Genomic DNA, 13,219 nt, shown 5'->3' with positions numbered 1-13,219 from the left:
TGGAAGGGGCCGGGGTGCCTGATGAGAAGGAGAAGCGCCATGGCGCGCCTCGCCCCCCGGCTCGCCCTCCTCGCCGCCCTCTGCCTGCCCGCCCTCGCCCGGGCCGGCACCAGCCCGCTGCAGTGGGTCGACTCGAGCTTCGCCGAGGCCCTCGCCCGGGCCGAGACCGAGAAGAAGCCCCTGATGGTCGACGTCTACGCGACCTGGTGCGGCCCCTGTCACCTGCTGGACCGGAACGTCTTCACCGACGAGGTGGTGCTCGAGTCCTCGAAGGCCTGGATCGCGGTGAAGCTCGACGGTGAGCTGGGCGAGGGCCTCGAGGTGGCCAAGCGCTACCACGTCGTCGGCTTCCCCACGGTGCTCTTCCTGGATCCCTCCGGCAAGGAGATCGACCGCATCTTCGGCTACGTCGAGCCGGCGGCGTTCGCGGCGACGATGGAGGCCTACCGGGAGGGGCGCGACACCCTCGACAGCGCGGCCGAGGAGGCCCTGAAGGCGCCGGCCGATCTCGAGGCCGCCCTCGAGGTGGGGACCCGCTACGCCGTGCGCGGAGACGCGGGCAACGCCTACCGTCACTTCGCCCGCATCCTCGAGGCCCGCCAGCGCCTCCTCGAGCAGGGTGCCCGCGAGAAGAAGGTCGCGACCGCCCTCCAGCTCCTCACCGGCGATCCCCTCGCCCGCCCGATCGGCGCGCAGCTCGCCGGGGATCTCGTCTCGAAGGAGGAGCGCGAGAAGATCGACGGCCTCGCGGCCCAGGCCTACCTGGTGCTCGGCAAGTACCTCTTCCTGCGGGGCCGGCGGGACAACCGGCGGGCCCTGAAGATCCTGCAGGCGCTGGAGCGGGAGTTCCCGGAGAGCAGCCAGGCCCGGGAGGCGCCCTACCACATCGCGGTGGCCCTCCAGCGCTCGCGCAAGTCCGCCGAGGCCAAGAAGAAGCTGCAGTCCTACCTCACGGCCGAGAAGCACAGCGCCGAGGCGGCGAACACGGTGGCCTGGTTCTGCTACCGGGAGCGGGCCCACCTCGACTGGGGCAAGGAGGTCGCCCGCAAGGCCCTCGAGGCCGAGCCGCAGAACGGCGCCCTCTGGGACACCCTGGCCGAGCTCGAGGGCGCCCTCGGCAACTGGAAGGCCGCCCTGGAGGCCGCGAAGCAGGCCGCCGCCGCGGACCCCTCGGAGCCCTACTACGGCCAGCAGGTGACGCGCTTCGAGTACGCCGTCTCGAAGGACGGTTAGCGCGAGGCGCGGCGTCTCGGGGAGAAGCCCGGCCTACTCGAAGGCCGAGAGCTTCTCCTTGATCATCCGGTTCTTCGGATCACCCTCGTCGGGGAAGTACTTCAGCCCCTGCCGGAGGAGGCCCTCGGCCTGCTGGTAGTCCTTGAACTCCACGGCCTTGAGGAAGGAGAACTTGATCTTGCGCCAGGCGCTCTCGAGCTCCTTCTTGCACTCCTTGGCCCGGCTCGTCGCCGCGTCGTAGAGCGGCGGCTTCATGTCCATCCGCTCCAGGTAGTCGCGGGTGGCCTGGAACTCCCGGCAGGCCTCGTAGAGGTTCTCCGGGGCGATCTGCCGCTTCTCCCAGCGATCCTTGGCGATGTCGAAGCGCTGCTGGGCGATGACCGGATCGGGCTCGGGGAGGGGATCCTCGATCACCCGCACGTTGCGGACGGCCCAGGTCTCGTCGGGGCCCTCGCCGGGGTTGCGGGTATTGTCGAAGGTGAGGGTGTTGAAGTCGCTCTGGATGAGCGCGTCGTGGGGGAGGATCACCTCGATGGTCTCCTCCCAGGTGTTCAGCGCCATCGGGGCGTAGCCCACGATCCGCTCCTCGTTGAGGCGGATCTCGACCTCCTGATCGCTGTCGATCCAGCCGATGTCGTAGACCAGGGTGGCCCGGCCATCGAGGTAGCGGAACTTGAAGTTCACCTGGTAGCGGGCGAGCTTCGCGTCCTTCACCCCCAGCCCGAAGGTGGTGGTGGTCACCGGGCCGGCCAGCTCGAGGACGTCGTCACTCCAGTCCTTCTGGAAGACCGCGCCGCCGCCGCCGCCCGCCGAGGCGATGACGAGGACCAGGAGGAGTGCGGCCACGCCGCCGCCGGCCAGGACCAGCTTCTGCTTGCCGGGCTCCAGGCGCCCGTACCAGGCCTTGGCCCTGCCCATGGGGGTCGACTCGGCCTGCCGGGCCTTGAAGCGCTCCCGGGCGGAGAGCGCCTGGTCCCCTCCCTCGGCGCCCCGCCGGGCCGGGACGCCACCGGCGCCGCCACGGCTACGCGGGGCGGCCGGCGCCGCACCCCCGCGAGGTGCCGGTGCCGGCGCCTCGCCTCCCCCCCGCGAGCGGCGGGCCGGAGGCGCGGAGCGCCGGGCGCCCGCCTCCTGGAAGACGAAGACCGCGTCCCCCGCGGAGATCTGATCGCCGCTGGAGAGCGGGTGGCTCTGCACGCCGTGCCCGTTGACCTGGGTTCCGTTGGAGGAGCCCAGATCCTCGAGGAGGTAGCCCCCCCCGCTCTGCACGATGTGGAAGTGCCGACGAGAGACGTTCGGATCGTAGAGGACGACGTCGTTGTCCGAGGTACGGCCGAAGGTCACCTCGGCCTGGTCGAAGGAAAGCGACTGTCCCGCCCCCGGTCCGGCGGTCACCTTCAGCGTGAAGCCCATCCGAGCGCTCCTACATCCCGGCGTCGCCGAACATGAACTGGAAGATGATCGGCCCGAACAGCACGGCGAAGACCGTCGGGAAGATGCAGGCGATGAGCGGGAAGAGCATCTTCACCGGGGCCTCGTTCGCCAGCTTCTCGGCGCGCTGGGTCCGCTCGATCCGCATCTGGGTCGACTGGATCCGGAGCACCTTGCCGATGCTGGTACCCATCCGGTCGGCCTGGATCAGCGCGGTGATGAAGCTCGTCAGCTGCGGCAGATCGACCCGCTCGATGAGGGCCTTGAGGCTCTCCTCGCGGGTCTTGCCCATCTTGAGCTGCTTCAGCACGAGGGCGAACTCGTCGACCAGCGGGCCCTGCTTGCCCTTCTCGACCACCTTGGCCAGCGCCGCGGTGAAGTCGAGGCCCGCCTCCACCGAGAGGGTGAGGAGGTCGATGTTGTAGGGCAGCGCCCGGGTGATCTTGAAGTGCCGCTTCTTCACCTGATCGTTGAGCCAGATCAGGGGGTAGAGCCACCCGAAGAAGGCCAGGAAGATCACCAGGGCCAGGGTCCAGCCGGTGAGCACGGCCACGTAGATGCCGATGATCAGCCCCGCGACGGCGCCGATCTCCTGCAGGCCCATGATCTCCTCGGGCTGAAGGTCGGCCGGATCTCCCGCCTTGAGCAGCTTCTGCCGGGTTCGAGCCTCGAAGCGGTCGCTCATGAAGCGGCGGTTGATGACGCCCAGCTTCGAGAGCACGACCTTCTGCATGCTCTTGAGGAAGGAGGACTCGTCCTGCTCACCGACCTCGGCGAAGAAGCGCTTCAGGAAGGTCTCGTAGACCCCTGTCACCAGAAGGAAGATCGCGGCCGCGCCCATCAGCGCGGCGGAGGCTCCCATGATCGTCGTCATTGGTGCATCTCCTCCCGATCAGACGTCCACGTTGACGATCTTCATGATCAGCCAGAGGCCCATGGCCTCCATGATCATGATCGCCACGACCAGCACGAAGCCGAAGAGATGATTCATCATCGGCTCCATCAGGTCGGGACGCATGTAGTTGAGCGCGACGCCCAGCGCGAGGGGCATCGAGGCGACGATCCACCCCTGCATCTTGCCCTGCGAGGTGAGCGCCGCGATCTTGCCCTCGAGCCGGAACCGCTCGCGGATGGTGCCACTGATCGTCTCGAACATCTCGGCCATGTTGCCGCCGAGCTGCCGGGCGATGTTGGTGGAGGTCACCACCAGCTCCAGGTCCTCGGAGTCCATCCGGCCCGCCATGCTGACCAGCGCGTCCTCGAGGGGCACGCCCAGCTTGATCTCCTTGACGAAGAGCTGGAACTCCTGGCCGAGCGGGTTCGGCGCCTCCCGGGCCACGTGCTCGATGGCCTGCGGGAAGGTGAGGCCGGCCTTGAAGGCGTTGGCCATGGCCTGCAGCGCATCCACCAGCTGGGTGTTGAAGGTCTGCAGCCGCTTCTTCCGGTAGAAGCGCACCATCAGGATGGGCGTGACGAAGCCGGCGACCCCCATGAAGAGGGTCATCAGCCAGCCGAAGAAGACCAGGCCCATCGTCACCATCATCGCCGACAGGCAGACGGCGAGCACGAAGAGCGACCGGGCGTCCACGAAGAGGAGCACCTCGGTGAAGCTCTGCATGTCCTGGGTCACGTACCGCTCCTGGTACGACTCGTACGCGCGGTGGAGCACCGACGCGATCACGAGCGTGAAGAAGAAGACGGATCCCGTGACCAGGAGGAAGACGACGATCGACATGGGTTACTCCATCTCGCCGCCGCCGACCGCCGCCGACGAGGAGGAGGTCTCGCCACTGCCGCCCTTGATGACGGTGATCATCCGCTGACGCTTGGTCCCCAGCGCCTTGGTGCGCTCGCCGGTGATCAGGGTCTGCAGGGTCGCGCGGCTGCGCTCCTGCTCGAACTCCAGATCCTCGGGGTTCCGCAGGGAGAGGGTCAGCTTGCCCATCTCGGACGCGAGGGCGACGATCTCGGCCTCCTGGGGCAGAACCAGGAGGGAGATGGTCTTGTACTTCCGCTCCGCCTCGGGGACGAGCTGGATGTTGGTCGAGCCGGTGATCTTGCCCGTCGCCAGGACGATGACGTTCTGGAGCAGGGTGATCGTCTCGAGCTCGCGCGTCGTCGGGTTCCGGAAGGTCCCCAGGACGTCGACGTGATCGTTCGGGCGGACCCAGCCACCGACGGCCTGGTTGTCGTCCACCGCAACGTTCACGGCCCGGAAGCGGGTCTGGACCACCGTCGAGAGCTTCTCGAAGCCCTTGGTGGACTCGAAGTGCGACCAGAGCACGGGATCACCGCGCTGCAGGGGCACCAGCACCTTCTGCTGGACCACGTGGTTCGCCGACTCCGGCTTCACCACCGACCCGGTCACGAACTGCTCCGGGATCCGGCGCTGCTGGATCATGTCGAAGTCCAGGATGGTCCCTTCGGGGATGTCCCGGGAGGCCACGATGACCGGCTTCAGGGTCCAGCCCTCCTGGACCTCCTTCTTCTTGCGCTCGATGGTCATCCAGGCGAAGGCCCCGGCCAGCACGCCGAGCACCAGCGCGATAACGAGTGGAAGTCGTCCCTTGAGCATGGAATCTAGCTCCTCTCAAATGTCCCAAGCATTCTCACCCACGGTGGCGGGCGAGGGAGGTGCCAGTATACGCCAAGGGTGGGGGCCAGGGGGAACCACCCCCTGGGTGTTACCGGGCCGTTACTTCGTCACGGGGGCGCCCAGCCCCGGGGGACGTTGCTGACGATCACCGGGCTGCCCTCCTCGCCGGCGAGGATCTCGGCCCGCGCGGGGACCCCCTCGCCGACCACCGCGGTGAGCCAGTAGGCCTCCCGGCCCGGTGAAAACACGGCCAGGAGCGTTCCGGGGAGGATCCCCTCGGGCACCCGGGTGAGCGGCCCGGCGCCCTCGCGCACCTCCACCCGCAGCGGCTGACGACGCGCTGCGGCATGGAGGTAGGCCGAGAGGATGGGCTGGCCGTCCTCCTCCCGCAGGGCCTCGGCGAGCACCGCGGGGTCCTCCGGGAAGCGGCCGGCCTCCCGGTGGTGATCCCCCAGGGCGCCTCCGAGGAGCCCCAGCGCCTTCACCGCCTGCACCTTCGCCGGCGCGTCCGAGATCCGCGACCAGGGCCGCACGCCCGCGCCCGCCTCGGCGAGGGAGAGCAGCACCGCCAGCGCCATCGCCCCCACGCTGAGCGCCGAGACCACGGCGGGCATCCGCCGCAGCCCCAGGCCGAGGTCCGCCACCAGCCAGCCCAGGCCGCCGAGCGCGACGAGGGCGATCACCAGCCAGGGCCAGGGTGAGGCCAGCCCCTCCCGCTCGCTGATCGGCCCCACCAGGACCCGCGCCCAGGGGATGAGCCGCAGGAGCGCGAGCCCCAGGGCGAGGCACGCGACGCCCAGATAGACGAGCAGGCGGAGCCAGCGGCGCATGGGCGTCTTCTAGGGGATGGGCAGGCGCAGGACCAGGAAGAAGGAGTCGAAGTAGATCTGCACCGCGTGGAGCAGCCCGATGAACATCGGGTAGCCCCCGAACGCGAGGCCGACCAGCATCGCCCAGGTCAGCACGCCGTACTCCACGGCGGCCTGGCCGGCCTCCTCCCTCCACCGGCCGGCGAGGGCCCGCAGCGCGCGCAGCCCGCTCACGGCGTCACCCCCTTGCCGCTCGCGGTCGCCGCCTCCGCCGCCGCGCTCTCCCGGGCGGCCTGCCGGGCCTCGGGATCGAGGAGCATGCCCATCCGCCCGAGGGCGGAGAGGGCCGGCGTGGAGGAGGTGAGCGCCGCCGCCAGCTGATCGCCCGGCACCTTCTTCACCGGCTCCCCGACGGTGCGCACCGCGCCCTGCCCCACCGCGTCGAGCTCGAGGCGCCCGGCCTGCGGCGTGTCGGCGGAGAGGAGGCCGGTGAGGGGGATCGCCTCGGAGAGCTCGTAGCGCAGGAGGGTCCCCTCGGCGGTCGTCAGCTCGAGGGGGGCGACCTCCAGCGAGCCCAGGGGGCTCATCCGGGACTCCGGCGCGAGGCGCCGCCAGCGCACCGAGCCCGGCGGACAGGGCCCGCCGCCCTCGCGGCAGATCGGGATCTGCTGCTCGGCCAGGGAGGGGCCGCTGCCGGCGTCCTCCTCCGGCTCCGGCTCGACCTCGATGGGCGCGCTGCCGTTGAAGCTGATGATCATCCGGCGGGTGAGCAGGCCGCCGTCGGCGCCGCGGCTGACGGCCAGCCGGGTCGCCAGCCCGGGGGCGGCCGCGGTGGCGAGGTGGGAGACCGAGAGCTCGAGCCAGAGCTGCCCCTCCTCCTCTCCGACCACCGCCAGGCGAAGGTACTGCCCGGTCTCGCCGGTGCGCCCCACCCGGTAGCGGACCCAGTGGCCGACCTGCCCCGAGAGCCGATCCCAGGGCAGGCCCAGGTTCTCGAGGGGCGCGGCGGCGGCCCGCCCCGGCGGGAGACAGAGGAGCCCCGAGAGCAGGAGCAGCGCGGCCAGCGTGCGGCGCGCGCTCACGGCCGCACCTCGGCGGGCTCGGGCGCACGGCTGATGGCCACCACCGCCGTGGGCTGCTCGGCGCCGCCGGTGAAGGTGTAGGTGACCTCCTCGCCCCAGGGCGCGCGGCCGCGCAGGATCAGGGTCTCCCCGGCGGGCGGCGCCTCGATGCCCGAGAAGCCCGCGGCGCGCATCCGCTGGGCCACCTGCTCGCTCGCCTCCGCCGGGCTCAGCTGGGAGACCATCGTGACGGTGCGGGTGGTGCGCTGGCCGTCGCGGGCCGCCGAGTCGCTCACGAGGCGGGCGTCCCGGGGGACCGGCAGCCGCAGCGGCGGCAGGGGCTCGGGGGCGACGTCGGTGGGGGTCAGCCCGAGGAAGACCACCGAGCCTCCTCCGCCGGGCAGGATGGTGACGCTGCGCTGGTGGTGGCGGGCGCCGTCGAGGGCGGTCACGCCCAGCACCTGCGCCTCGCCCTCGCTGACCTGCACCGCGAGGCCCTCGGCCCGGAAGGCGTCGGCGTAGAAGCGCTGGACCTCCCCGGGCGCGTCGGGGGCGAGGTGGTAGCCCACCCGCGCCGAGAGGCCGCCGACCCGCAGGCCGTCGGCGACCGGCACCAGCGGCTGCGCACCGGGGTAGCCCGGGAAGAGCCCGGCCCAGGCGGGGCCCGCGGGAGGCGGCTCGGCCTCGGCCGGCCGGGTCGCCTCCAGGGCGAGGAGGAGGGTGCCCGCCAGGGCCAGGAGCGCCACCCCGAGGACCGCCAGGGCGCGCAGGGGCCCGGTCTGGCGGCGGGCGCTCACCGGACGTCCCTCCAGTCGCACTTGCCCGGGGTGTGCTGCGGCAGGGGGCAGCCCAGGTAGTACTCGCTGCGCATCTGCAGGGTCCGGGCGTACTCCGAGGCCTCGTAGGGGCAGCCGCCTCCCCCGCAGGTGTCGAGCACCGGCAGGGTGTGGAAGTTCTTCTGGAGCTCGTCGGTGTCGAGGCGGATCCGATCGCTGTCGTTGCCGGCCTCGTAGCTCTGGCTGGCCAGCCGGCCGTTGGTGAAGGAGGGGATGCCGAAGAAGTCCTCGACGAAGTCGCCCACCGCGTCGATCACCGCGGCCAGCGTCTCGAGGATCGGCACCGAGGAGAGCGCCCCGAGCATGTGGCCGCGCTCGATCTGCTTGTAGAAGGGCAGGTCCCGATCCTCGTGGAGCACGGAGCGCCCGTCGTGGAGGGCCCAGGTGTCCGCCAGCAGCGCCGCCCGCTCCCGCATCCGGAAGCTGGTCGCGTCGTAGAGGGCCCGCGAGAACATCCCGCCGTTCTCCCGGGCGTGGTAGCCGCGGGGGAGGAGCTTGTGGTGCACGGTGGCCTCGACCTCGGCCATGACCAGGCCCCGCCGGTTGAAGGCCAGGTTGTCCATCACCTGGCCCAGCGCCGAGTCGAGCATCCCCCCGAGGACGTCGGCCACCTCGGAGAGCTCCTCCGAGGGGAGCACGTCCTTCGCGCCCCGGGCGTCGGCCATGCGCACCTCGACGTTGTCGAGGGAGGCCGGCTCGACCAGGAAGTCCGTGGCCAGCCGCGCTTTGGTCGACTGCTCGTCGGCCGAGTCGAGGTCCGCGTAGAGGTCGGTGTAGGCCTCGCCGATCTCGGCCCGGGCCACGGCCCAGGCCCCGTCGTGGTCCGAGCTCTCGTAGTCGCTCAGGGGATAGGCCGTCGCCTCCCAGGCAGCGAAGCGCGCCGACTCCTGCAGCCGCACCCGCAGATCGACCAGGTCGAAGAAGAAGGCCGCCCAGAAGACCAGGGTGACGAAGACGGGGACGACCAGGGCGGTCTCCACCACCGACTGGCCACGCTCGTCGCCGAGCCCGCACCGCCTCGCGCGGTCGATGGTCTCACGCAGGAACATCAGTGGGTGATGAAGCTCTTCCCCAGCGCGTCCCCGAGGACCGCGCCGGCGCCCAGATCACCGACCAGATCGGAGAGGACGGGCTGCACGGGCGCGAGGCGCGCCCGCCAGAAGGGGTTGAAGAAGTTGGGGTGCTCTCGCCAGTTCCCCGGGCGGTGGTAGTAGGCCGCGGCCCGGGCGAAGGCGTGGAAGCCCGGCGGCAGCCCCCCCTCGGTGACGTGGTCGAGGCCGGTGTCGTGGGTGGCGGTGTGTCCGCCCAGCCCCAGCACGTCCCGCTGCAGGAGCGGCTCGATGTCGATGTTCTCGGGGGGCTGGGTCAGCCAGACGTAGGTGCTCGGCTGGTGGAAGGCGACCAGGGGCGAGCCGTCCGCCTTGGGGTTGAACTTCATGAAGGGGAAGATGCCCCACCAGGGATGGTTGCCCTTCGAGTCGGCGGACTCCCCCGGCTCCCGCCGGTGGCAGGAGGAGAGGTCGGGATCGATCTTGTAGATGTTCTTGATCTTGCAGATGCACTTCACGGTCTTGATGATGCAGAGGCTCTGGTTGGGTGGCGTCAGGTGGGTGACGCAGTGCCAGCCCCAGCGGCCGGTGAACTCCTTGTGGGTCGCCGCCACGGCGCTGTGCCGCACGCCGGGTGAGAAGCGCCAGCTCTTGCCCGGGATCGAGAGGCGATCCTCGGTCATGTCGTAGTCGACGAAGGCGAAGCTCACGTCGATCCACTGGTCGGCGACCATCGAGCCGCCCTGGGGGTAGCGGGCGTGGCCGTCCACCCCCGCGCGGACATCGTGGAGATCGTAGCTGTTGCGGCGCGCGACGTTCCAGCTCGGCTTCGAGTCGGTGATGAGCTTGGTGGTGCCGTGGAGGTGGAACTCGAAGAGGCCGAAGGAGGCCCGGCTGACCACCTCCAGGATGCTCCCCGAGGTCGTGCCGTCGAGGCTGCGGTTGAAGAGGAAGCGGTTCCACCGGGTGGCGTTGGAGATCTCGGTCATCACCCGCTCGGCCCGGGCGACCCCCTCGTCCACCGACTCCATCGGATCCCGCAGGCGGTCGCTGACCGCGTGGCGCCCGCCCTTGCCGAAGGGCGTCAGGTTCATGGCGGTCGGATCGTGGGCGCGATCCCACTCGAAGGCGGAGCGGGCGAGCAGGGCGACGCCCGGCGCGGTGTAGGGATCCGGCCGGGGGCGGATCGTGTCGTAGGTCCCCGCGATCACCTGATCGGCGGCGCCGGCCAGGGTCAGGGTCGTCGCGTTCATCAGCGCGGTCTGGGCGACGTAGAGGACCGCGTTCATGAAGAGGAAGAAGGGGATGGCGATCCACCCCACCACCCGATCGAGGTTCAGGGAGAGCACCGGATAGGAGGGCTGCCGGTGGGTCCCCCACAGGACGTTCTGGAGGGTGTTCGCCACCCGCTGGAGGACGTCGTCGATGACGGTCACCAGCTGCTGGAGCACCCGGATGATGTTGCCCACGCCGGGGATGGCCTTCACCGCCTCGCAGAGCGGCTTGGTACACCATGGATCGCAGAAGTTTCGTAACGCCCGGACGATCAGGCGGACGGTGTTCACCGCCGACATCACGAAGCCCGCGACGGCGATGTAGGACTGCAGGGTCATGATCGCCACGTAGTGGCTGACCATCGTCCGGTTGGTGAAGGCGTAGAAGTTGAAGGTCCGCGCCTCGAGGGCCGCCATCGAGTAGGCCGCGGCGTCCGCGGTGTTCTGAAGCCTCACCTTCTCCTGGATGCTGTTGCCCAGGGTCGCCGTCCCGAGGACCGCGAAGGCGAGGAGGAGGAGACCCAGGGCGGCGATGACGATCGCCTGACCGTCCTCGTCACCACAGAAGTCCCGGATGAGGCGGATCATCTTCCTCTAGCTCCAGGGCGGGCAGAAGCCGGCCTTGTTGAAGGACCGCTGGTAGAAGTTCGACTGCATCCGCATCGTGTGGGAGGCGGAGAGGGGGAAGAGCCAGGTCCCCGAGGAGAGCCCCAGCTGCCAGAGCAGGGCCAGGTTACCCCGGGAGAAGATCTCGCGGCCCTCCGCGTCGACCTCGGCGCCCCCCGCGGCGATGGCCTTGGCTCCCTCGACCTGCGCCCCCGCCCCGGTCTGGGTCAGGTTCTTGGCGCCGCCGACCCCGCGGCTGTTCTCGGCGTTGATGATCGCGCCGGTCTGGCTCATCCCGGCGTGGGCGGCGAGGTAGCTGGAGAAGACCAGCCAGTTCGCGAAGGGGATCCGCATCGGGTAGAGGTACTTCACCCGGATCGTGAGGCGGGTGGCCTCCCGCATCTGCGGCCGGCTCTGGAAGTCCCGCCCGGCCGGGTCACCGGCGACGGCGTCGAAGGGCAGCTCCCCGTTGTGGAAGTGGCCGAGCATCGCCTCGGTGGGGTTGAGCACCTCGACGTCGACCAGCTCGATGCCCGGGTTCTGGATGCCCAGCTCGGCGAGCAGGCCCGCCACCGCCCCGGTGGTCGAGACCAGGGCCTGGGCCCGGGTCCAGGTCTTCATCAGGCCCGGCCGCGGGCGGTCGAAGGGCTCCGAGGTGCCGCTGATGGTGTCGGTCGCCCCGAGGGTGGGCAGGAGGCTGACCACCGCCGCCCGCCGCATCATGCAGGGATCGCCGTTCCAGACCACGCCCGCGCGCGCGGCGTTGAAGGCGGCGTAGCCGGTCATGAGGCGGGCGTGCTGCACCATGATCAGCTGGAGCAGACCGAAGAAGAGGAAGAGCATCAGCGGCAGGACGAGCGCGGTCTCCACCGCGGCCTGAGCACGCTCGTCCATCGTCGCCCCCGTGAGGCGCGATCTGCGGTCGAATCTCATCTCTCCCACGATCCCCGTTTTTCTGGAGGGGATCGTACCCCACCCCCCCTTTCCGCCCATCGGTCAGCCTGACGCGGTGTAGGGAAAGGTGGGACGCCGCCCCGGGGGGCCGATCAGTGCATCGCCGGCTCGGCCGCCGCGGGCGCCGCGCTCTCGGAGGCCGCCTCCTCGGCGGCGTCGAGCATCATCCGGTCCAGCTGCTTGAGCTGCTTGCGGGCCTTGCGGGACCAGCGCCCGGTGTCCTGCGCGGCGGCCAGGGCGAAGTCGCTGCGGGCGTCCGACTCCTGCCCCAGCCGGGAGCGGCAGGTGCCCCGGTAGAAGTAGGCCTCGGTCCGCCAGGGGGTGTCCGGCCCCTGATGGATGATGGCGTCGAGGAGCGGCAGCGCGTCGGCGCAGCGGGAGGCGTTCACCAGCTCGGCCGCCCGGTCCAGCTGGGCGCGCATCAGGTCGCTCTTCTGCTCCTTGACCCGCTCCTCGGGCGAGCGCCGGGTCGCCGAGGCCGTCTCCACCGTGGCCTCGACGGGGGCCTCCTCCCGATCGTCGTCTCCCAGCGCCAGCTCGTCGGCGGCCGCCACGGCGTCGCCGGCCAGGAGGGCCTCGCCGTCGTCGCCCGCCGAGCGGCTCTTCTTCTTCGCGCGCGCCTCGGCCTTGCGGGGCCGCAGGGCTTCGGGCTCGGGCTCGGGGGCGGGCGGCGGGGCCATCGAGGGGCCGGCCGGCGCCCGGGGGGCGGCGGTGGGCTTCGGCGCGGCGCGGGTCTGCTTGGCCGCCGGCGCCTTCTGCCCGAAGGCCTCCTCGATGCGGCCCCGGGCGCTGGCGCCCGCGCTGGGCGCGGAGTCGGCCTTGCGCGACTCCTGCTGCTCCCGGTAGAGGCCCCGTCCCTCGCCCGCACCGGCGGCCTTGCCCCCCTTGTCGAGGGAGTCGAAGGAGGTGCTGGTCTTGCCGAGGCTGCTCCCGCTCGCGGAGGAGAGATCCCGCCCGGCGAGGCCACCGACCGAGGAGGGCATTCCCGCGCCGCCGCCCTCGGGCGCCGCCTGGTAGCCGAAGGCCTCGCCCTCGGCTGCGTTCTTGCGGTCGGCGAAGTCCGCGGGCGCGCTCTTCATCGGCTGGAGAGGCTGGGCCTTCTCCTCCAGGGCCCGCGCCGGCCGCTCCGTGGCGGCGTCGGCCCGGGCCTCGGCCTCTCCGGTGGCCCGCGGCGAGAGGAGGTCGTCGTGCTCGGCGTCCTTGGAGGCGTCGAGGTCCAGGGCGAGACGGGCGCGGGCGCCCGCCGGAGCCTCTTCCCGTCCGGCCGCCTGCCGCTCCCGGGCCGGGGTCTTCATCACCTGCCGGGCGGCCAGGGTCTCCTCGGGCCGATCCGCGGCCTCGGCCTCCTCCCGCTGATCGGCGGCGAGGAG

General features: G+C 71.1%; 13 protein-coding genes. 1 reads left to right on the top strand and 12 read right to left on the bottom strand.

The window, feature by feature from the left end:
- The first annotated feature begins 39 nt into the window (after window positions 1–39).
- On the top strand, window positions 40–1,233 hold the full coding sequence (locus P1V51_08005; protein ID MDF1562973.1) for a thioredoxin family protein: 1,194 nt from the start codon (window positions 40–42) through the stop codon (window positions 1,231–1,233).
- A gap of 33 nt (window positions 1,234–1,266) precedes the next feature.
- On the opposite strand, the gene P1V51_08000 is transcribed toward P1V51_08005, so the two are convergent.
- The 12 genes from P1V51_08000 to P1V51_07945 form a co-directional block, all read right to left on the bottom strand.
- Window positions 1,267–2,646, bottom strand: a complete 1,380-nt coding sequence (locus P1V51_08000; GenBank protein ID MDF1562972.1) for an FHA domain-containing protein — start codon at window positions 2,644–2,646, stop codon at window positions 1,267–1,269.
- Between the two features lie 10 nt (window positions 2,647–2,656).
- Window positions 2,657–3,538, bottom strand: a complete 882-nt coding sequence (locus P1V51_07995; GenBank protein MDF1562971.1) for a type II secretion system F family protein — start codon at window positions 3,536–3,538, stop codon at window positions 2,657–2,659.
- A gap of 18 nt (window positions 3,539–3,556) precedes the next feature.
- Window positions 3,557–4,399 carry a type II secretion system F family protein gene (locus P1V51_07990; GenBank protein ID MDF1562970.1) on the bottom strand — a complete coding sequence of 281 codons (843 nt, stop codon included), beginning with the start codon at window positions 4,397–4,399 and terminating at the stop codon, window positions 3,557–3,559.
- A 3-nt stretch (window positions 4,400–4,402) separates the two neighbouring features.
- Window positions 4,403–5,239, bottom strand: a complete 837-nt coding sequence (cpaB, locus tag P1V51_07985; GenBank protein MDF1562969.1) for a Flp pilus assembly protein CpaB — start codon at window positions 5,237–5,239, stop codon at window positions 4,403–4,405.
- A 128-nt stretch (window positions 5,240–5,367) separates the two neighbouring features.
- Window positions 5,368–6,090: a hypothetical protein gene (locus P1V51_07980; GenBank protein ID MDF1562968.1), complete on the bottom strand. Its 723-nt coding sequence runs from the start codon at window positions 6,088–6,090 to the stop codon at window positions 5,368–5,370.
- A gap of 9 nt (window positions 6,091–6,099) precedes the next feature.
- The gene (locus tag P1V51_07975) at window positions 6,100–6,303 is read right to left on the bottom strand and encodes a hypothetical protein (GenBank protein MDF1562967.1); all 204 of its coding nucleotides are present in this window, start codon (window positions 6,301–6,303) and stop codon (window positions 6,100–6,102) included.
- Entirely contained in the window at window positions 6,300–7,151 is an 852-nt protein-coding gene (locus P1V51_07970; protein MDF1562966.1) for a hypothetical protein, read from the bottom strand. The genes P1V51_07975 and P1V51_07970 overlap by 4 nt, the downstream gene beginning before the upstream one ends.
- Window positions 7,148–7,927: a hypothetical protein gene (locus tag P1V51_07965; protein MDF1562965.1), complete on the bottom strand. Its 780-nt coding sequence runs from the start codon at window positions 7,925–7,927 to the stop codon at window positions 7,148–7,150. The genes P1V51_07970 and P1V51_07965 overlap by 4 nt, the downstream gene beginning before the upstream one ends.
- Window positions 7,924–9,015, bottom strand: coding sequence for a pilus assembly protein (locus P1V51_07960; protein ID MDF1562964.1), 1,092 nt, complete (start codon window positions 9,013–9,015; stop codon window positions 7,924–7,926). The genes P1V51_07965 and P1V51_07960 overlap by 4 nt, the downstream gene beginning before the upstream one ends.
- Complete coding sequence (locus P1V51_07955) at window positions 9,015–10,877, bottom strand: pilus assembly protein TadG-related protein (GenBank protein MDF1562963.1); 1,863 nt, start codon at window positions 10,875–10,877, stop codon at window positions 9,015–9,017. The genes P1V51_07960 and P1V51_07955 overlap by 1 nt, the downstream gene beginning before the upstream one ends.
- A 6-nt stretch (window positions 10,878–10,883) precedes the next feature.
- Window positions 10,884–11,789 carry a TadE/TadG family type IV pilus assembly protein gene (locus tag P1V51_07950; protein ID MDF1562962.1) on the bottom strand — a complete coding sequence of 302 codons (906 nt, stop codon included), beginning with the start codon at window positions 11,787–11,789 and terminating at the stop codon, window positions 10,884–10,886.
- Window positions 11,790–11,941: 152 nt separating this feature from the next.
- Window positions 11,942–13,219: hypothetical protein (locus tag P1V51_07945; GenBank protein ID MDF1562961.1), on the bottom strand; the 1,278-nt coding region annotated here is incomplete at its 5' end.

The sequence above is a fragment of the Deltaproteobacteria bacterium genome (assembly GCA_029210625.1).
GTDB lineage: Bacteria > Myxococcota > Myxococcia > SLRQ01 > SLRQ01 > JARGFU01.
This window is presented reverse-complemented; position numbering and strand designations above follow the sequence as displayed.

Coding starts and splice junctions, on each gene's coding strand:
- P1V51_08005 (MDF1562973.1), top strand. CDS start 40: ATGGCGCGCCTCGCCCCCCGGCTCGCCCTCCTCGCCGCCCTCTGCCTG.
- P1V51_08000 (MDF1562972.1), bottom strand. CDS start 2,646: ATGGGCTTCACGCTGAAGGTGACCGCCGGACCGGGGGCGGGACAGTCG.
- P1V51_07995 (MDF1562971.1), bottom strand. CDS start 3,538: ATGACGACGATCATGGGAGCCTCCGCCGCGCTGATGGGCGCGGCCGCG.
- P1V51_07990 (MDF1562970.1), bottom strand. CDS start 4,399: ATGTCGATCGTCGTCTTCCTCCTGGTCACGGGATCCGTCTTCTTCTTC.
- cpaB (MDF1562969.1), bottom strand. CDS start 5,239: ATGCTCAAGGGACGACTTCCACTCGTTATCGCGCTGGTGCTCGGCGTG.
- P1V51_07980 (MDF1562968.1), bottom strand. CDS start 6,090: ATGCGCCGCTGGCTCCGCCTGCTCGTCTATCTGGGCGTCGCGTGCCTC.
- P1V51_07960 (MDF1562964.1), bottom strand. CDS start 9,015: ATGTTCCTGCGTGAGACCATCGACCGCGCGAGGCGGTGCGGGCTCGGC.
- P1V51_07955 (MDF1562963.1), bottom strand. CDS start 10,877: ATGATCCGCCTCATCCGGGACTTCTGTGGTGACGAGGACGGTCAGGCG.
- P1V51_07950 (MDF1562962.1), bottom strand. CDS start 11,789: ATGGACGAGCGTGCTCAGGCCGCGGTGGAGACCGCGCTCGTCCTGCCG.